General features: G+C 55.3%; 16 protein-coding genes and 1 pseudogene. 10 read left to right on the plus strand and 7 right to left on the minus strand.

Annotated features, from left to right (window positions below):
* Positions 1 to 6: 6 nt before the first annotated feature.
* The 9 genes and pseudogenes from CAUR_RS20965 (at position 7) to CAUR_RS12740 (ending at position 8,872) form a co-directional block, all read left to right on the plus strand.
* Positions 7 to 168 carry a hypothetical protein gene (locus tag CAUR_RS20965; protein WP_012258286.1) on the plus strand — a complete coding sequence of 54 codons (162 nt, stop codon included), beginning with the start codon at positions 7 to 9 and terminating at the stop codon, positions 166 to 168.
* Positions 165 to 653, plus strand: coding sequence for a cytochrome c oxidase subunit II (locus CAUR_RS12705; RefSeq protein WP_012258287.1), 489 nt, complete (start codon positions 165 to 167; stop codon positions 651 to 653). Before CAUR_RS20965 ends, CAUR_RS12705 begins: the two co-directional genes overlap by 4 nt.
* Before the next feature lie 39 nt (positions 654 to 692).
* Positions 693 to 2,372, plus strand: a complete 1,680-nt coding sequence (locus CAUR_RS12710) for a b(o/a)3-type cytochrome-c oxidase subunit 1 (RefSeq protein ID WP_012258288.1) — start codon at positions 693 to 695, stop codon at positions 2,370 to 2,372.
* Between the two features lie 283 nt (positions 2,373 to 2,655).
* A complete protein-coding gene (locus CAUR_RS12715; RefSeq protein WP_012258289.1) occupies positions 2,656 to 3,471 on the plus strand; it encodes a heme ABC transporter ATP-binding protein in 816 nt (271 codons plus the stop codon).
* Positions 3,452 to 4,516, plus strand: a complete 1,065-nt coding sequence (locus CAUR_RS12720) for a heme/hemin ABC transporter substrate-binding protein (protein WP_012258290.1) — start codon at positions 3,452 to 3,454, stop codon at positions 4,514 to 4,516. Before CAUR_RS12715 ends, CAUR_RS12720 begins: the two co-directional genes overlap by 20 nt.
* Positions 4,513 to 5,576 (plus strand): annotated as a pseudogene (locus CAUR_RS12725) (FecCD family ABC transporter permease). The gene CAUR_RS12720 and the pseudogene CAUR_RS12725 overlap by 4 nt, the downstream one beginning before the upstream one ends.
* A gap of 16 nt (positions 5,577 to 5,592) precedes the next feature.
* Positions 5,593 to 5,955: an antibiotic biosynthesis monooxygenase family protein gene (locus CAUR_RS12730; protein ID WP_012258292.1), complete on the plus strand. Its 363-nt coding sequence runs from the start codon at positions 5,593 to 5,595 to the stop codon at positions 5,953 to 5,955.
* Between the two features lie 209 nt (positions 5,956 to 6,164).
* Complete coding sequence (locus tag CAUR_RS12735) at positions 6,165 to 6,860, plus strand: metal-dependent transcriptional regulator (RefSeq protein WP_012258293.1); 696 nt, start codon at positions 6,165 to 6,167, stop codon at positions 6,858 to 6,860.
* 878 nt (positions 6,861 to 7,738) lie between these two features.
* The gene (locus tag CAUR_RS12740) at positions 7,739 to 8,872 is read left to right on the plus strand and encodes a Uma2 family endonuclease (protein ID WP_012258294.1); all 1,134 of its coding nucleotides are present in this window, start codon (positions 7,739 to 7,741) and stop codon (positions 8,870 to 8,872) included.
* Between the two features lie 366 nt (positions 8,873 to 9,238).
* Here the strand turns inward: CAUR_RS12740 and CAUR_RS12745 are convergent, their stop codons facing one another.
* The 6 genes from CAUR_RS12745 to CAUR_RS12770 form a co-directional block, all read right to left on the minus strand.
* Positions 9,239 to 10,378 carry a sensor histidine kinase gene (locus CAUR_RS12745; protein WP_012258295.1) on the minus strand — a complete coding sequence of 380 codons (1,140 nt, stop codon included), beginning with the start codon at positions 10,376 to 10,378 and terminating at the stop codon, positions 9,239 to 9,241.
* Positions 10,375 to 11,070: a response regulator transcription factor gene (locus CAUR_RS12750; protein ID WP_012258296.1), complete on the minus strand. Its 696-nt coding sequence runs from the start codon at positions 11,068 to 11,070 to the stop codon at positions 10,375 to 10,377. Before CAUR_RS12750 ends, CAUR_RS12745 begins: the two co-directional genes overlap by 4 nt.
* A gap of 372 nt (positions 11,071 to 11,442) precedes the next feature.
* Positions 11,443 to 11,991 carry a DUF305 domain-containing protein gene (locus CAUR_RS12755; protein ID WP_012258297.1) on the minus strand — a complete coding sequence of 183 codons (549 nt, stop codon included), beginning with the start codon at positions 11,989 to 11,991 and terminating at the stop codon, positions 11,443 to 11,445.
* A 354-nt stretch (positions 11,992 to 12,345) separates the two neighbouring features.
* Positions 12,346 to 13,770: a HAMP domain-containing sensor histidine kinase gene (locus tag CAUR_RS12760; protein WP_242604924.1), complete on the minus strand. Its 1,425-nt coding sequence runs from the start codon at positions 13,768 to 13,770 to the stop codon at positions 12,346 to 12,348.
* Between the two features lie 7 nt (positions 13,771 to 13,777).
* Entirely contained in the window at positions 13,778 to 14,494 is a 717-nt protein-coding gene (locus CAUR_RS12765) for a response regulator transcription factor (RefSeq protein WP_012258299.1), read from the minus strand.
* Positions 14,495 to 14,605: 111 nt separating this feature from the next.
* Complete coding sequence (locus CAUR_RS12770) at positions 14,606 to 15,208, minus strand: hypothetical protein (protein ID WP_012258300.1); 603 nt, start codon at positions 15,206 to 15,208, stop codon at positions 14,606 to 14,608.
* A 421-nt stretch (positions 15,209 to 15,629) separates the two neighbouring features.
* Between CAUR_RS12770 and CAUR_RS12775 the strand changes: the two genes are divergently transcribed.
* A complete protein-coding gene (locus CAUR_RS12775; RefSeq protein ID WP_015909221.1) occupies positions 15,630 to 15,803 on the plus strand; it encodes a hypothetical protein in 174 nt (57 codons plus the stop codon).
* A 57-nt stretch (positions 15,804 to 15,860) separates the two neighbouring features.
* Here the strand turns inward: CAUR_RS12775 and CAUR_RS12780 are convergent, their stop codons facing one another.
* The gene (locus CAUR_RS12780; protein WP_012258301.1) at positions 15,861 to 17,732 is read right to left on the minus strand and encodes an ABC transporter ATP-binding protein; all 1,872 of its coding nucleotides are present in this window, start codon (positions 17,730 to 17,732) and stop codon (positions 15,861 to 15,863) included.
* Between the last annotated feature and the right edge of the window lie 53 nt (positions 17,733 to 17,785).

The raw sequence follows: 17,785 nt of genomic DNA on the forward strand, positions 1-17,785 counted from the left end.
GACAGAATGGCAGAGTATCGCCGCCCGTCGGACGACGAGCACGACGATGATCATGAACCGCCACGTGGTGCTCTCATGATCACGCTCGGCTTCTTGCTCGCACTGAGCATCCTGTGGATGCAAGTCTATCTGACCCTGTTGAACAATGGAGGGATACCAGCGTCATGAAAGACAAGAAATTTATCAGCTATCTCTTTGAGGTGGCCTGGATTCTTCCCAGTGTCGCGATACCGGTCTCGATGATGGTTGCCATTCTGGTAACCGCTTTTGCAGTAGGTGTGCGTGTGCCGACAACTGCGGGAAGGGTCAGTGTCAGTGCAGTGGCAGCCGGTGCTGATGCCACCTTCAGCCAGACCGGTCTTCGCGAGATTGCCCCTGGGCGCTACGAGGCAATCATGCTGGCGCAGACCTTCATGTTTACGCCGAATACGATTGAGATTCCTGCCGGTTCAAAAGTCACCTTTATTCTGACCAGCAAAGATGTGATCCATGGCTTCAAAATCGAGGGTGCACCGGTCAACGTGATGGTTATTCCTGGTCAGGTTTCGCGCGTAACGGCGACGTTCGATAAGCCTGGTGAATATCTGATCGTGTGTCACGAGTATTGTGGGGCCGGCCACCACGTCATGTTCGGTAAGGTCATTGTGAACTGAGCGATGGAGCGCTCGGCTGGAATACAAGGAGAGAATTGCATGGCCAGTATCGCAGCACGTGCTCGCCCGTTGGCAATCAGCGCCGACTTGAGCGTTGAGCGTAAGCTTGCCGGGATCAACATCTTCATCGCCTTTGCCGCGCTGGCAGTAGGCGGATTGATGGGTGTGTTGCAAATCCTGCGCTACAACGGGCTTGATCTCTATACACCGGTCAAACCTGTCTTGCCCGGCGGCTACTACCAGGGTCTGACCGTTCACGGGGTCTTAAACGTTCTCGTTTTCACCACCTTCTACATCATCGGCTTTTTGACCTACATCTTTGCTAAAGCTCTCAATCGCCCTCTCGCCAACAGCCGGCTGGCGTGGGCCACGCTTTGGGTCATGGGTGCCGGTCTGGTGCTGGCAGCCATCCCATTGCTCACCAACAACGCAACCGTGATGTTTACCTTCTATCCACCGCTGAAAGCCGATGCACTCTTCTACATTGGGCTGACGCTGGTGGTGGCCGGTACCTGGTTGTTGCTGGTGAACATGATTATTACCCGGAACGCATGGCTGGCCGATAATCCGGGTCAACGCACGCCACTGCCGGCATTTATGGCGATTGTGACGATGCTGATGTGGACGATTGCGACTATTGGTGTCGCCAGTGAGATGATCTTCCTGGTGATTCCGTGGTCGCTGGGCCTGGTTGGCGGCACCGATCCGGTGCTGGCACGCACCCTCTTCTGGTTCACCGGTCACCCGATTGTCTACTTCTGGCTGTTACCGGCGTACATTTCGTGGTACACGCTGGTACCTGAGCAGGCGGGTGGCAAGCTATTCAGCGATCCAATGGCCCGTGTTTCATTCATTCTCTTCCTCATTCTGTCGATTCCCATCGGTATGCACCATCAGGTGACCGATCCGGGCATCTCCGAGATTTGGAAACTGGTGCATGCCGTCTTTACTTTTGGCGTCTTCTTCCCCAGCCTGCTCACCTTCTTCAACGTTGTCGCCTCACTAGAGTATGCGGGACGGCGTAACGGTGGTGAAGGCTGGCTGGCCTGGATTTTCAACCTGCCGTGGGGTAAACCTGAGATTTCGGCCCAGATTGTGGCAATGATGCTCTTCGCTTTTGGCGGTATCAGCGGCCTGGTCAATGCCTCGTACAACGTTAACCTGGTTGTTCACAACACCGCGTGGATTTCCGGTCACTTCCACCTGACCGTCGGCACAGCAGTGGCGCTCAGCTTTATGGGGATTACGTACTGGCTGGTACCGCACCTGACCGGACGTGCCCTGTGGAGCAAGAGTCTGGGTGTGGCGCAGGCGTGGCTCTGGTTCGTGGGTATGGGCCTCTTCTCGCACTTCATGCACGAGCTGGGGCTGCGTGGCATGCCGCGCCGTACTGACATTGGCGGTGCACCGTATGTACAAGACGAATGGCGCTTCTTCCTCTTCTTTGCCATGATCGGTGGCCTGATCATGTTTGTCAGCGCCATCTTCTACTACCTCAATATGATAATGACGCTGACACGAGGAAAGAAGCTGGCTGAAGTTCCTGATATTACCTTTGCGCGTGCCCTCTCCGGACCGGAAGATGCGCCAAAAATTCTCGACCGGTTGCTGGTATGGGTGGCAGTGGCGGCGGTGTTGATCTTGATCAACTATCTGCCGACGATTATTGACATCCTTAATACGGCAACCTTTGACATACCAGGACGGCGTGTCTGGTAAAGAACGCCGGTTCAGCGGAGAGACGAGGGGCAGGCAAACGCCTGCCTCTTTTCCTAATACGGCAACCTTCGACATACCAGGACGGCGTGTCTGGTAAAGAGCGCCGGTTCAGCGGAGAGACGAGGGGCAGGCAAGTGCCTGCCTCTTTTGCTTTTCCGCACGATTTCGGTCGTTATTGAGCAATCCGAGTGTTTAATTTTTACGGTTTTTGGTTGACAAACTAGTTAAATTAGAGTATTCTAATAGCGTCGCTTAGCACATACCTAGACAATGGTCACCGCCTATGACACTCCTGGTTGCACAAGATATTGGCTATCACATTAACGGACGCTGGCTGGTGCAGTCGGTATCGCTGACCCTGTCCGCCGGTGAGGTTGTTGCTCTGGTTGGCCCGAATGGTGCCGGCAAAAGCACGCTCTTGAGTTTGCTGGCCGGCGATTTGCCCCCTACCAGCGGTGAAATCTGGCTCGAAGGAGAGCCACTTCACCGACTGTCGGCGCTGGCACAGGCGCAACGGCGCGCCGTGTTGCGCCAGCAAATTGTGGTAACTTTCCCTTTTACCGCGCTGGAAGTGGCGCTTATGGGTCGGGCGCCGCATTTACGTGGTTATGCGGAAAGCGATCATGATCGGGCCATCGCTCAGGAAGCTTTGGTGCAAACAGAAACAGCGTCGTTTGCTGCGCGCCCCTTACCGACGCTTTCCGGTGGCGAACAGGCACGAGTTCAGATGGCGCGGGTGCTGGCCCAGACCACGCCGATTCTGCTGCTCGATGAACCGACTGCGGCTCTCGATTTGCGTCATCAGCATCGAGTGTTACACCTCGCCCGCCGTGCAGCCGATCAGGGTGGCGCCGCTCTGATTGTTTTGCACGATGTGAATCTGGCTGCGCTCTATGCCAATCGTATCGGAGTGATGCATCAAGGTGCGCTATGTGCACTTGGAACGCCATGGGATGTACTGCGCGCTGAGTTGCTAAGCGATGTGTACGGTGTGCCGGTTACGGTGCAACCGCATCCGCGAGCGGCAACACCTCTTGTTTTGAGCTTACCAGAAGATATGACGGGGAGTAGATATACCTATGTGGCCGAAGCTCGTTAAGTCGCTAACCCTTGCTCTCGTTCTGGTTTTGCTGAGTGCTTGTGGAGCCGGATCAACGGCAACAGTACCGACAGCGGTACCGGAACCAACGGCGATACCAACTGCTATTCCTGCGCCGACTGCTGCTCCTGTGCCAACGACAGCGCCGGTCGCTGAACCTGAACCGACCAGTGCTGTACTTACGCCTGTTTTACCGGCAACGGTGACCGATTATCAGGGTGAGACGGTGGTGGTTGAGTCCGTTGACCGGATTGTCAGTCTTACCGGCGATATTACCGAGATCATCTTCGCGCTGGGAATGGGTGACTATATCGTTGGTGTGGACTCCAGTGCGACGTATCCTGCCGAGAAGACCAAGTCCCTGCCTAACATTGGCTATCAACGGCGTTTGAATGCCGAAGGTATTCTGGCGTTGAACCCGACGCTGGTGATTGGTGATGAGGCTGCCGGCCCACCGGAGGCGCTGGCGCAGATTCGTTCTGCGGGTGTTCCGGTAGCGTTGGTGGCTGATCCGCCGACGATGGATGCGCCGATGCAGAAGATTCTCTTTGTGGCCCGCGCCCTCGGCATTCCTGAACGAGGATACGAGCTTGCCGGCCAGGTGGAGGCAGAGATTGCGCGTGCCCGGGCTGATGCTGCAACGCTACCTCGACCACCCCGTGTATTGTTCCTCTATCTGCGGGGGACTGATGTTCAGCAGGTGGCAGGTGCCAATACTGCGATTGATGCCATGATTACCGCCGCCGGTGGTGTCAACGCGGCAACTGAGGCCGGTATCGTAAACTACGCGCCGTTGAGTGCAGAGGTTGTAATCGCTGCGCAGCCTGATGTCATTCTGGTGCTCACTAAAGGTCTGGAGTCGGTTGGTGGTGTTGATGGTCTCTTGCAAATTCCCGGTCTTGCCGACACTCCAGCCGGTCAACAGCGTCGGGTGGTAGACTTCGATGATCTCTATCTGTTGGGGATGGGGCCACGCACCGGTCAGGCATTGGCCGATCTGGTGGCAGCATTCAAGGATGCTGTAGCACAAACGGGTGGATCATGAGTGTGACGTCCGTTGCTCCTGGCCTCCGCTTACGTTTTGCCGGGCGGGGCTGGTTATTGCCGATACTGGCAGTGGTCTTGTCTGTAGCATTCTTGTTGGGGGTCGGTATTGGTGCGGTGGCCGTTCCGCCTGATGTGGTAGTAGCCATTCTGTTGAGCAAGATCGGTGTTTCAGTTGAAACAGCGGTTTCGCAACAACAGATGGCAGTGTTATGGAATATTCGTCTGCCACGAGTCGTGCTCGGCGGGTTGGTCGGTGCAGCGCTGGCGGTAAGTGGAGCACTCTTGCAGGGGATTTTCCGTAATCCCCTGGCCGACCCCGGTTTGATCGGGGTGAGTAGCGGGGCAGCGCTGGGAGCTGTCTTCACCATCATTAGTGGTCTGGCAGTATTTGGTATCTACACCTTACCGGTTGCTGCATTCCTGGCCGGCGCTGCAACGACACTGCTCGTTTACCGACTGTCGCGCCGGCATGGTCGAACCGATGTGGCGATGCTCTTGCTGGTTGGTCTGGCACTTAATGCATTAGCGGGGGCAACAACCGGTCTGCTGACCTACCTTGCCGATGATGATCAGTTGCGTTCGATTGTCTTTTGGACACTGGGTGGATTGGGGGGAGCGCTGTGGGAGACGGTTCTGGCTGCGACTCCGCCAATTCTGATCGTGCTTGTGTTAGCGCCGAGGCTGGGATTTTATCTCAATCTCTTTGCACTGGGTGAGGCGGAAGCCCGCCATCTTGGTGTGAATGTGGAGTGGATTAAGCGGGCAGCGGTGTTGATGGCGGCGCTGGCGACCGGTGCAGCGGTCGCGCTGACCGGGCCAATCGGGTTTATCGGTCTGATTGTTCCCCATATGGTGCGTCTGACTATCGGTCCCGATCATCGCTGGCTCATTCCAGCCTGTGCCTTTGGTGGCGCAACCCTGTTGATCTGGCCGATCTGCTGGCTCGTACACTGGCAGCACCGGCTGAAATTCCGGTAGGGCTTTTCACTTCTTTCGCGGGTGGGCCATTCTTTCTGGCCTTGATCTTGCGTACACGCCGACACTATGGCTTCAGTTGAGATGGAAGGAGACAGCATGATCACAACTGCAAATCGCATCTTTGTTCATCCCGACTATGCAGACCTGTTTGAAGAGACATTCCGCAATCGTGCCCGTCTGGTGGATCGAATGCCCGGCTTTATCAGTAACCAGTTACTCCGTCCGGTCAATCCGGGTGACCCCTATATCGTGCTAACGACGTGGGAGAGCCGGGCACACTTTGAAGCGTGGGTGCGCTCAGAGGAATTTCGTCAGGGGCACGCTCGTTCCGGTACGTTGCCGAAAGAAGCATTCATTGCCCCCAATAAACTCGAATTGCACGAGATTATTCTCGATACAACCCGGCCCGATCTGGTGCCTGAGCCACGGGGGAAGCCGTTCAAAGTACATGGCGAGTGATGGCGCTTGCGTTTTGGGCAATGATCAAACTGATCGGTGCCTGGCATTGAGAGCGGGTAAATACCTCACGGATTGGAGAGGAAACACTGGTAGATCGGCGTCGTGCAGCCTGGACCTATATGACGCCGATCTACATCAAATTGACATAATTTTTGTTGATGTCATAACCTGATAGGTGGTCTGCTTGTAATTCAACAGGAGCGTCATTCATGGTTACATCCCATCTACCGCTCTTTTTCGTACAAGGAACCATGCGGCTTGCCGAACCTGAAGCCACCTGCCTGCTCGCTCTGGCCGATCTGGCTGAACACGACGAACCGGTCTTTGCTGACCAGTTGGTGCGTTGTTTACATATTGAGCCTGAGCAGCTATTGCAGACATTGCAGCATCTGTTCACGCGCCAGTTGGTTACGGCTGTAGAGCGAGGTGGACTGGCTTTAACCGCAAATGGTTATTTGCTGGCCCGGCACCTGATCGTCCGCCATCGCTTGTTGGAGCGGTTTTTGTTGGATGTGGTTGGCGTGCCGTGGATATTTGTTCATCGCGAGGCTGCCCGGTTAGCGCCAGTTGTTTCGCCCCTGTTTCTTGAACGTGTGGTTGAATTAACCCGCCATGCGACGGTGTGTCCGCATGGTAATCCGATCCCTGGGCGCAGTGATCTGGCAACGACGGAGGTATGCTTACCGAATGCACCGATGGGGCAGCGTTGTCGTCTCACTCGTATTGCCGAGTGGGTTGGCTATGAAACACATCTGTTACAGCGATTGTGGAGTCATGAGCTTCTGCCAGGACGTAGCTTTGTGCGTGTGCCCGATCCCTTCCAGCGCTACGTGATTGTCGTGGATCAGCGAGTGCTGGTGTTAGGGCCGCGGATTGCCAGTGCGTTATTCGTCGTTGTTGAATAGTTTTCACCGTCTCTTAGGAGAAAGTGAGATGTTTCAGATAAAGTTGATAATAGGAGTACCGGTGAGATTGAGGCTTACGCTTTATGAGACATAAGAATACTGCGAGATTTAGGTCATAAACAATTCAGTTATAAACGGTGCTGATTGATCTTTCTTTATTTCAGGCATTGAATACCTCTTAAATTATAGTGTGAAGAGTATGTAGTCATGTGGAAATCCTCGCCCTGTATGTGGTACGGGTGGGCCTGCAAGATGCTGTGGCGTTTCATTCCGTTAGTTTGGGACGCTACGCGATGATATACCTGTCTCTACACGCTATGTTCTTAATTGCTTGTTGGTCATATCAAATCCTGACTGACACTGTGCATCAGTCAGGCTGGCATGCCTGTGCTGAATCACTACCGGGCATATCATCGGTGGGTCGTTGCAGATGCACTGACCGACTCACGTGCAGTTGCATTCAGGAGCAGCGCCAGGATAGTCATTGGATAGCAGATTCATGCGTTCACTGTTCTCAGCAGTGCTATGCTCATACTCATGGTAGTAAGGCTGCCCTCGTAACCGCCAGGTGAACTATCCACCAGGACATCCCACACACCAACCCACCCTTATCCGATCACCTTGCTTCTCTTTTCATGTTTCCGCGCAACGTTTGCGCTCCTGAACCGGTTTATATACAGGACGCCATTTCGTTCAGGGGTGCATTATGTTGCAGTGCTCTCTTCCATGCGCTCTCCGCTATTGCCTTTGTTCACCGATCAGTACCGAGCAGTACGCCCAACGTCGGTATCACCCGGCACGCCGAACAGATGGTGTGCTACAATACCATCCCAACGCTGCTCCCATACCACATCCCACACCACCAGGGAGGTATCACGATGACCCAACTCAAATCACAGGTGTCGCGTACCCGCGCACGACAGGCGCCCCCAGCCGACGACCCGTTTCGCTACGGCTGGCGCTTTGTGCACCGTCCCACCCCCGACGACCCATCCCACCTCGAGCAGGTGCCACTCACCCTCGAGGATGTTCTCCATCCCGAGGTGGGAGATTTCATCGTGCATAGCATCCGTCACGAAACCGACCAGCGCTATCTCACCGATGTGCTCCAGGCGCGGCTCGAACGCACCGGCGAAGCCATCGTGATGAGTGACATCCGCATCGCCTGGGACGTGCCCGGACTGCGGCCACACAGCCCGGACGTGATGGTGATTCCCGGCATCACCAAACGGGACAACTGGAGCACGTTTGACGTCGCCCAGGAGGGGCAGCGCCCGGCGTTGATCATCGAAATCACCTCACCGGAGACTCGCGAGAACGATCTGGTGCGCAAAGTCGAGCACTATGCACGGGCGGGGGTCGCGCAGTACGTGATCGTGGATTATCTGGAGCGGGAAGAGCCGCTCCGGCTGCGGTTGCTGGACTACCGGCTGGTGGGGGAGCGCTACGTGCTGCACCCGGCGGACGAGCACGGACGGGTGTATCTGGAGAGTGCCCGGCTGTGGTTGGGGATCGCGGACAACCACGTAGTGTGCTACAACGAGCGGGGCGAGGTGATGGGGAACTACACCGCGATGATGGAGCAGGCGGAAGCGGCGCAGGCCCAGGCCTGGCGTGAAGCTGAGGCCCGCGCCGCTGCTGAGGAACAGGCGCGGCGTGAAGCCGAAGCGCGGGCGGCGGCTGAAGAGCGGGCACGGCTCGCGGAAGAGCAGGCGCGGCGTGAAGCCGAGGCGCGCGCTGCCGCGGAAGAGCAGGCCCGGCGTGAGTCCGAAGCACGGGCGGCAGAAGCGGCTGCCCGCGCTGCTGCCGAAGAGCAGGCCCGGCGCGAAGCCGAGGCACGGGCTGCTGCCGAAGAGCAGGCGCGGCGCGAAGCCGAGGCGCGCGCTGCTGCCGAAGAGCAGGCGCGGCGTGAAGCCGAGGCACGGGCGGCAGAAGCGGCTGCGCGGGCTGAGGTCGAGGCCCGTTTACGCGAGCTTGAGGCAGAATTGCGTCGGCTGCGGGGGGAAGGGTAGAACTATGTGCATCAGTGACCCGATACATCGTCGGAGGGTTGTGCGAGGGCGGTGGTATACACGGAGCAATTAACTGACGATCTCGCCGCAGTGACTGTGCTACGGGAACCTGCTACCTGGTTATGACGAGCACGTACAAGCGTTGTGTGTTATCGACAGCTACGAAAGTTCGTTTTCTTCCATCCAGAACGGATCACAGAGGGTATGGCAGTCTAGCTGCTGTAAGTCAGGTAAGGAACACGTGGATCACTGAGTGCGAAGATAACCCGGCAGCGTATCTCTGGGTGGATTCATCAGATTGTCTTCCTATTACTGCTGTCTTGCCTGTGGCACAAACAAAATAGCTCAAAAGAAACGATCTGGATTCTACTCGTGTTGTCCGTAGAGGGGGAGCGTGAAGTAAAAGGTTGCACCGCACCCCGGCCCGGCACTGGTAGCCCAAATCTGTCCACCATGCATTTCAACCAACCCCTTACAAATGGTGAGGCCAATGCCTGCGCCACCGGTCGCACGAGTACGCGACTTGTCAACCCGATAAAAGCGCTCGAACAGATGAGGCAGGTGTTCGGCGGCAATGCCAATTCCGCTGTCCTGCACCCAAAAGCGGATAGCCTCGCTTGCATGCTCTGCCCCGATCACAACCCGTCCGCCCCCCGGTGTGTATTGCAACGCATTGCCTAAGAGATTGATCAGAACTTGCAGGATGCGATCACTATCTGCCCATACCGGCGGCAGGTGCTGCTCGATGTTCACGTGTAGCTCAATGTTTTTGGCCGTAAACTGAGGGGTTAGTCGCGTTACCGCAGCCTCAATGAGATGAGCCGGGTCTACCGGAGTTGGTGCGAGCGTGATCTGGCGCGACTCAACCCGCGATAGCTGCTGGAGATCATCGGTTAATCGGCGTAGACGGTTGACTTCGTCGAGAACGAGTGCCCAGGTCGCCTCATCAGTTTCAACAACGCCATCCAGTATTCCCTCAACATAGCCGGCAATGGTCGCCAGAGGGGTGCGTAGTTCGTGCGCGACATCACCGATCAGGGCGACACGACGCTGTTCGGCACGTTCAAGGGCCTCAGCCATCATGTTAAACTGGGCAGCCAGGCGTGTCAGTTCGCGATCTCCGATCAGCGGTGCCCGTTCAGCGTAGTGACCGGCAGCTATGCGACGTGTAACCTGCAACAGATGATCAATGGGCTGTACGATCTGTCGTGAAGCTACCAGACTCACAATGATCGCGACGGTGACGGCTGCGCCGCTGCTGATGGTCAATGCCTGTATCATAGCCAGCGTAAAAATCGCATTGGTTGCACGTTCCATCTCGACCATACTTGCGTCAGCCGTCTCAGTCCAGTGCGGCCCCAGCCAGGCGATCATCAACTGATCGTGTAAGCCGGGGGCAAAGATGATTGTGATCGTCAAGAGAGTTAGCGCACCGGCAGCAATGGTCAGCAGATGGGACAATAACAGACGGTAGCGTAATCCACCACGCTTCAGCCAACCGTTCACGTTCGTTCTCCGAATCGATAACCAACACTCCGGACGGTAAAGATAAAGCGGGGGCGCGCCGGGTCATCGCCCAATTTTTTGCGTAAATTCGCAATATGTACTTCCAGAACGTGTTCATCGCCGAAGTAATTGTTTCCCCAAACTTGATCAAGCAATTGGGCGCGTGAGAAGACTCGTCCGGGAGCGGCAGCCAGTATGGTTAACAGCCGATATTCTAACGGGGTCAGATTGATGGGTACTCCATCTAACCGCACAGTATGCGATTCACTATCGATAGTGAGTGGCCCAACCGTCATTGTCGAGGGTTCATCGATATACCCCGATTGGCGGGGACGCCGAAACATGGCGCGCACGCGGGCCACTAATTCACGTGGTGAAAAGGGTTTCACCAGATAATCATCAGCCCCAACCTCCAACCCTTTGACGCGATCAGGTTCCTCTACTTTTGCGGTCAGCATTAAGATGTATGCATCAGAAAATGTTCGTAACTGGCGACAGACCTCAAAACCGTCGAGTGCCGGCAACATCAGATCGAGGATGATCAGATCGGGGCGGAGTGTCCTGGCCTGGGCAAGGGCACTCAAACCATCGCCGGCATGGGCGACGCGAAACCCAGCCTGAATAAGGTAGCGCTGAATGAGTTCGCGCAACCGATTCTCGTCATCAACAATGAGGATCAGGGGTGTGTGCATGGTCAATCCGCGATATGATGCAATGACCCAACGTTACGTTCTCTCGCTTTGCGCAGAGAGATTGGCTTACCAGCATCATAACAAATTGTTGCGCTGTGTGTGAACAACGAAGATGCTTTGCATCGAGAACCTACCGGTTCGCCCCACTTGTGCAAAGAGGATGCGGCTACATGCGGCCAGGACTGCGATTGACTGAACGAGAGGAGTACACTTGCCATCGATCCAACAGGTGAGGCGCTGTGCTGTGGAGCAGAACTTGCAGAGGAAAGATAGTGAGAGCAGTGCCTTGCGCTGTTCAGTCACAGATGAAGCTGATTTACCGCCCGACACTGCTCGCATGTGGTCTCTTTATCCGGTCACAGGAACATGTTGCTATTTGCCGAACCACGTGCGCAGCCACTCGCGCATCTGAGCAATTTCGGCCTCCTGAGCAGAAATAATCGCCTCGGCCAGCGCCTTGATCTCGGCATGTTCGGCCTTTTCCAGCGCATCACGAGCCATTGCAATCGCACCCTCGTGGTGAGGAATCATCGCTTCGATAAAACGCTGGTCAAACGGTGCATCACCCTCGGCAACTGTCATTGGCCCCATCTCCATCGCCATACCGGCGGTTGGTGGCAGATCGGGATACCATTCCTGTCGCCATGCTTTCATCTGGGCAATCTCGGCTTCCTGGGTCGCGATAATCGCCTCGGCCAGTTGCCGAATCTCGGCACGCTGACTCTCTTGCAAGGCCTGGCGGGCCATTGTGACCGCGCCTTCGTGATGGACGATCATGCTATCAATGAACAGGGCATCATATGGCTCATTGCCATGGGCCATCGGCATTGTTGAGTGATCCATGCCACTCATTGGGGTTGCGGGTGTTGACTGGCTACACGCCGCCAGGATCACCAGCAAGAACACAAATAGTCGCTGCATCTACCACCTCTGCATATACACGTCATTACCGACTTCAGCAGAGCCAGTATGCAGAATGAAGCTCAAGATTTGTTCAAGTGTGGTTTAATGATTGCTTAGAAGCGATTCTGGCTTGCCATGAGAACCGCTTCTGCAAACGTGCACCACTCCTGAATACCTGAGAACACGCCGAATCCTCACACTATCGCTGTTTGCAATGGGCATCAACGTAGTGCCTTGCGACGGTAGAGGCAGCGCTTGCCCATCAATGTGCCATCGTGATAGTGCGTTAGTCACCTGATCGAGAGTGATACGGTGAATAGGATGCAGCTCTCGCACCTTTTCATCCTCAATTTCAACTTTACATAACATGTTCTAAGTTCTACTGTGATTTGTCTGTGGTGGTGTGAGAGGCAGAATGATCGTCACTGTTGTCCCCTCGCCTTGCCGGCTCGAAATCGCAACCTCACCACCGTGAGCGTGGGCAACGCTCTGCACCAGCGTGAGTCCCAGGCCAGTACCACCGGTTCGGCGCGAACGGGAGCGGTCACCTCGATAAAATGGGGTAAAGACATGGGGCAGATCGGCCTCGGCAATTCCTTCGCCATTATCACTCACCCAACAGCACAACCGTTGTTGATCAACCTTCCAGCCTAAGCGAATGGTACCGTTCGCCGCCGTATGTTGAATCGCATTATCAACCAGGTGAAAAAGCGCTTGTTTGACGCTGTCGCCATCGATCCAGGCCTGAATGGGTGGCCCGCTTTCGAGGATTACCCGTCGTTCGCCGGCTAAGAGCCGGGCCTGGGCGGTAAATTCGACGAGAAAATCGGTCATTGTCACCGGTTGTATGTTCAATGAACGACCCGACTCGTAGCGGGCTTTGTCGAGTAACTGTTCACTGACATTGCACAGGCGGACAACGTCACGATGCATACTTTGGATCAGGCGGAAGGCCGTTTGCGGGTCATCCTGGGCACCGCGTAACAGCACCTCTAGCCCGCTGCGTAATGCGGTTAGCGGTGTGCGCATTTCGTGAGCAGCGTCGGCGATAAAGCGTCGTTGAGCCTGAAAATTTTGTTCCAGGCGCTCAACCATCTCGTCAAAAGCCTGCGTCAGCTTGCCAATCTCGTCGTGCGGCGAAATCACCGGTACGCGCTGGCGGAGATTGCCCTGGGCAATCTTCTGACAGGCAACGATTAAGTCGCTTAATGGCCGCAGCGTCGAGCTGGTTAACCAGTAGCCGATGAGGCTGCCTGCGAGGAGAACGATGACGATACTTGACACAATAATGATGCTTTGGCGTTGCAGAGTCGTCTCAATTGGGCTTAAGGGAGTGCTCATTTGCACCACGCCAAACACTTGGGGTGCTCCTGGTGCCGGTCGTAGTGGGATCAGCAGGCTCAGCATCCGCTGATCGCCATCATCCTGAATAACGTTCACGTTATTGTGGCCGGCCAGTGCCATATTGACATACGAAGCTTCGACCGGTTGAGCCGGCGGCTCTTCTGGTAATCGGCGACCACTGGCTAACAACGCCCCTGCCTGATCGAAGATCAGAGCGGTGGTATCGCGCGAGGTCAGATCACGGCTCAACTGTTCGGCAATTAACGGCAACTGTGTAGCCGGGTCAGGGTGCTCAAACAGGTATTGTTCGATCACTGGTTTGGCTTGCGCTCGAATCCGCAGACCGGTGCTCTCAAAGAGAAACTGGCGCATATCGAGGTAGAAGCCGAAGCCAAGTAGACATAAAAGCAGGGCCAGCAGGCCGCTGTACAACAACGCCAGTCGTTGCCGCAACGATAATCTATGCCACTGCTGTTTCATCTTCAGGCCGTAAACAGTAGCCGACGCCATAGATGGTACGGATGAGTTTGCGCTCATGATCACCTATCTTTTCACGTAGATTGCTCATATGTACTTCAACGATGTTTGAGTCGCCGACATACGTGAACCCCCATACCCGACTGAGCAGGGTCTCTCTGGTAAATACCCGACGGGGATGGCGCATGAATAGCTCAAGGAGTGCGAATTCGGTGGGGGTCAACTCTAATTGCCGGCCATTAAGCGTCACTTCCCGGGTTTCGGTGTCGAGGGTGAGACCGGCAATCCGCAGCACGGTTGATGGCCGACTGACACCAGCTCGCCGCAAGACAGCGTAGACGCGGGCTAATAATTCATCGAAGCTAAATGGCTTGACGATATAATCGTCGGCTCCTAATTGTAACCCCTGTACCCGCTCTTGCACCTCACCACGGGCCGTCAGCATGATGATGGGTAGCGTGCTGGAACGAGCGCGCAGGCGCCGACAAACAACCATGCCGTCGATGTCGGGGAGCATCAGATCAAGGATGACCAGATCAACCTCTTGCTCTTCGCTCACTTGTAAACCGCTCCGCCCTTCGGTTGTCACAGTGACCCGCATACCTTCATACGTTAAGCCAACGCGGAGGGATTCGGCGATGGTTGGCTCATCTTCGATAACCAGAATGTGTAATTCGCGATCAGTTTCTGTTGATTTCATAAAACTACCCCTGACTCGTAGCAGCCGTTGCGGTTGAAATGGAATTCGGATGCGACCATCGTGGTCGCACCCAAACCTTCCGACAGCATCACAATAAGCGTTGCCTTCTTGCTACGGAATGACGATTACCGTGCCGGTTGCAAGATTGGTAATGGTGTCGGGTTTGATATGTACATCACCGTATTTACCGGTTTTGCGCACACCAGCTACCTGTACCGCAGAACCAGGCGGGATCGTGTTCGTGATAGCTGCCGATAGGTGTGGTGGTGTGCGTACCTCATCGCCGGTAGTGAGCACAAAGCCATCAATTCGGCCACTGCGGCTATAGGTGTAGTTTACCACCTGGCCTTCCAGGTTGACGACCTCTTCGATGACTAAACGGGCGTTCGTGGTCAGGTTGGTAATAACCTGTGCCTTGACGTGGATTTCACCCCGGCGGCCAATACGCTGGCGGCCATCTACCTGTACCGACGAGCCGATGGTTATGGTCTGGGAAAGTTCCCATTCCCAATGCTTTGGTGTACGGACTTCGACACCGCTATCGAGATAGAAGCCATCTATTTCGCCCCGTGGCGCATAGTTGAACGACACGACCGTTCCGGTGACAGTGATTGGAGTGTCGGGCTGGCCCGGTCGAGCATGCACTGCACCGGCAGGCCAGGTCAGTGCACCGAGCGTCGCAATGCCGAGTAACATAGCGAGATAACGTATCATCGTTGTATCCTTTCCTTGCCGTCCTCATTGCTGTCGGCAAAGGCAGTATACCGATCAAGCCTGAATAGAAACCGAAGAAAAACTGAAGAGATTCTGAAGATGCGGGTAAGGCCAATCCATTCAATGTACAGCATGTGTTCAGCGTTATTGGTGCACGGTGCGGAGGATGTTGTGGGTATTGACGAGCAGAATGCACCTCAAGCATTGCTGGATCGCTAGCCCAACAATTTCCAGGTCTGATCGCGGAGCGAGAAGCCATGCTTCAGTACGCTACACCTGTGCTATCCATCAGGTACGTGTATCTCCGCAGTTCAGGTTTTACCCTCTTCGTTTTTACGGTATCTGGTTTACAAAATCACTATATTAGAGTATACTTACTAGCAGCTTGAGATAGTTCTTCATTCGGCAAGGAGCTACGAAGATGGATATGGCTGGCGTAATCATGTTGACCCAGGGCTTACTGGTGTTAGTCATTGCCGCTTTGGTTTGGCCGCTGATCGCATATGTGTCGCGTCCCCGACGCCAGCGCATTCAACGAACACCATCCGACCGCATCCATCAGCCGACTTCGTTTCGCGCCTCACGTGAAGGGTAAGCGATGTAGCACAATCAGGGTCAACACGAGCGTATTTGCTACTCAACATAATGTTGCCTACCGATAGCCCTCTGCCTGCATGTGGAACAGCCGTGCGTAAGTGCCATCACGGGCCAGTAATTCCTGATGGGTACCCATCTCGGTGATCTGCCCGTGTTCGAGCACCACAATCCGGTCTGCCATCCGTACCGTCGAGAAGCGATGGCTAATCAACACCGCAATCCGTCCGGCAGTTAAATCACGAAAGCGCTGAAAGATTTCGTATTCACGCTCGGCATCGAGCGCAGCCGTTGGCTCATCGAGCACCAGGATTTCGCTATCACGCATAAAGGCGCGGCCAAGCGCTATCTTCTGCCATTGCCCACCCGACAGTTCGGCCCCATTTTCAAACCAGCGTCCCAGCATCGTCTCGTAGCCGTCAGGCAAATGACGCAGCACTTCATCAGCCCCGCCCCGCTCGGCTGCCGAACGGATGCGCGGTTCGTTAGCCAGATCATCAATCTGACCAAACCCAATATTCTCGCGCGCAGTGGCCTGATAGCGAACAAAGTCTTGAAAAATGACGCCAATCCGCTGGCGTAATTGCTCAAGATCATAATCGCGCAGATCGACACCATCGAGCAGAATCTGACCTTCAGTCGGATCGTACAGTCGGGTCAACAGCTTGATTAAGGTCGTCTTGCCGGCCCCATTTGCGCCTACGAGGGCGATCTTCTCGCCCGGTGCAATGTGCAGATTGATCGAGCGCAATGCCCAATCTTCCCGGTCGGGATAACGAAAACTGACATTACGGAACTCAATGCCGTGGCGGATGATGGGTGGTACCGGGAGATTGCGACCACTGCGCATCTGTGGCTCCAGCGCCAGAAAATCGAATAGATTTCCCAAAAACAATCCACCTTCGTAGAGCTGCGCCAGATTGCCGAACAAGGTCTGCACGACTGACTGACTTTGGCGAAACAGGGTCAAATAGAAGGTCATGCCGCCAATGGTAATTGCGCCAGCCACTGTTTGCCAGATGATCCATCCGTATGCGACGTAATAACCGGCGCTGGCTACGACCCCCCACACCATGCTGATCAGCGAACGGCGGCGGGCCAGAGCTGCATCTTCAGTGAAGAAGCGTTGATACTGTTCCTGATGGCGTTGCAGCAGTGGCAAACCAAGTGCGAACAATTTTACCTCTTTCGCCGCAGTATCAACGGTCAGCAGATGTTCAAGGTACTGCATGCGGCGAAATTCTGGTGCGCGCCAGGTCAGTAAGCGAAACCGTAACTGGCTAAAATGAGTCTGAGCGAGAAAGGCCGGAATGGTTGCGCCAAACAAGATCAACGCTATGAGAGGGCTAAACCAGAGCAGACTGGCCGCAAACGAGCCAAGGGTCAATATTTGTTGAATGGCGCTGAATGCGGTGTTCACCATTGCCATGGCCCGCCAGTTGGTTTCGCGACGTGCGTTTTGCAACTTGTCATAATACTGAGCATCTTCAAAATAGTGCAGATCGAGGAGCAGCGCTTTTTGCATAATCATGACGTTGACCATATTGCTCAGCCGGGCATTCAAGATGTGTTCACTCAGCGTTCGCATCTGCATCAGCACTGCTCCCAGCGTAATCAGCCCGAATTCACCCAACAACCACGGCAACGTTTGCTCAAGGCCACTCAACGCGGTAAGACCCTGTTGCACAGCCGCAACAACGGTATCAACAATCTGTTTAGCCATATACGCCTGCGCCAGTGGCAACCCTGCGGCCAGCAGCGTGATACATGCCATCGCAATCGTATGGGTGCGATCAGCCTGCCAGACCAGGCGGAAGGCTGCGGGAACATTGCGTAAGGCTTTACGGGTCTCTTGTACCCATTGCCGCCAGGTTTGTGGACGTGATCGGACAGGGAATGGACGCGGACGACCGCCAAATGGACGAGACATACCAGCTCCGTGTGCTTTGTGGTACCCAGGATGGGTAGCAGTGTGTTAGCATG

The sequence above is a fragment of the Chloroflexus aurantiacus J-10-fl genome (assembly GCF_000018865.1).
In the GTDB taxonomy this organism is placed as follows: Bacteria; Chloroflexota; Chloroflexia; order Chloroflexales; family Chloroflexaceae; genus Chloroflexus; species Chloroflexus aurantiacus.

Bases quoted from the DNA above. Each gene is read 5' to 3' on its own strand.
- CAUR_RS20965 (WP_012258286.1), top strand. From the start codon at position 7: ATGGCAGAGTATCGCCGCCCGTCGGACGACGAGCACGACGATGATCAT.
- CAUR_RS12705 (WP_012258287.1), top strand. From the start codon at position 165: ATGAAAGACAAGAAATTTATCAGCTATCTCTTTGAGGTGGCCTGGATT.
- CAUR_RS12710 (WP_012258288.1), top strand. From the start codon at position 693: ATGGCCAGTATCGCAGCACGTGCTCGCCCGTTGGCAATCAGCGCCGAC.
- CAUR_RS12715 (WP_012258289.1), top strand. From the start codon at position 2,656: ATGACACTCCTGGTTGCACAAGATATTGGCTATCACATTAACGGACGC.
- CAUR_RS12720 (WP_012258290.1), top strand. From the start codon at position 3,452: ATGTGGCCGAAGCTCGTTAAGTCGCTAACCCTTGCTCTCGTTCTGGTT.
- CAUR_RS12730 (WP_012258292.1), top strand. From the start codon at position 5,593: ATGATCACAACTGCAAATCGCATCTTTGTTCATCCCGACTATGCAGAC.
- CAUR_RS12735 (WP_012258293.1), top strand. From the start codon at position 6,165: ATGGTTACATCCCATCTACCGCTCTTTTTCGTACAAGGAACCATGCGG.
- CAUR_RS12740 (WP_012258294.1), top strand. From the start codon at position 7,739: ATGACCCAACTCAAATCACAGGTGTCGCGTACCCGCGCACGACAGGCG.
- CAUR_RS12750 (WP_012258296.1), bottom strand. From the start codon at position 11,070: ATGCACACACCCCTGATCCTCATTGTTGATGACGAGAATCGGTTGCGC.
- CAUR_RS12755 (WP_012258297.1), bottom strand. From the start codon at position 11,991: ATGCAGCGACTATTTGTGTTCTTGCTGGTGATCCTGGCGGCGTGTAGC.
- CAUR_RS12765 (WP_012258299.1), bottom strand. From the start codon at position 14,494: ATGAAATCAACAGAAACTGATCGCGAATTACACATTCTGGTTATCGAA.
- CAUR_RS12770 (WP_012258300.1), bottom strand. From the start codon at position 15,208: ATGATACGTTATCTCGCTATGTTACTCGGCATTGCGACGCTCGGTGCA.
- CAUR_RS12775 (WP_015909221.1), top strand. From the start codon at position 15,630: ATGGATATGGCTGGCGTAATCATGTTGACCCAGGGCTTACTGGTGTTA.
- CAUR_RS12780 (WP_012258301.1), bottom strand. From the start codon at position 17,732: ATGTCTCGTCCATTTGGCGGTCGTCCGCGTCCATTCCCTGTCCGATCA.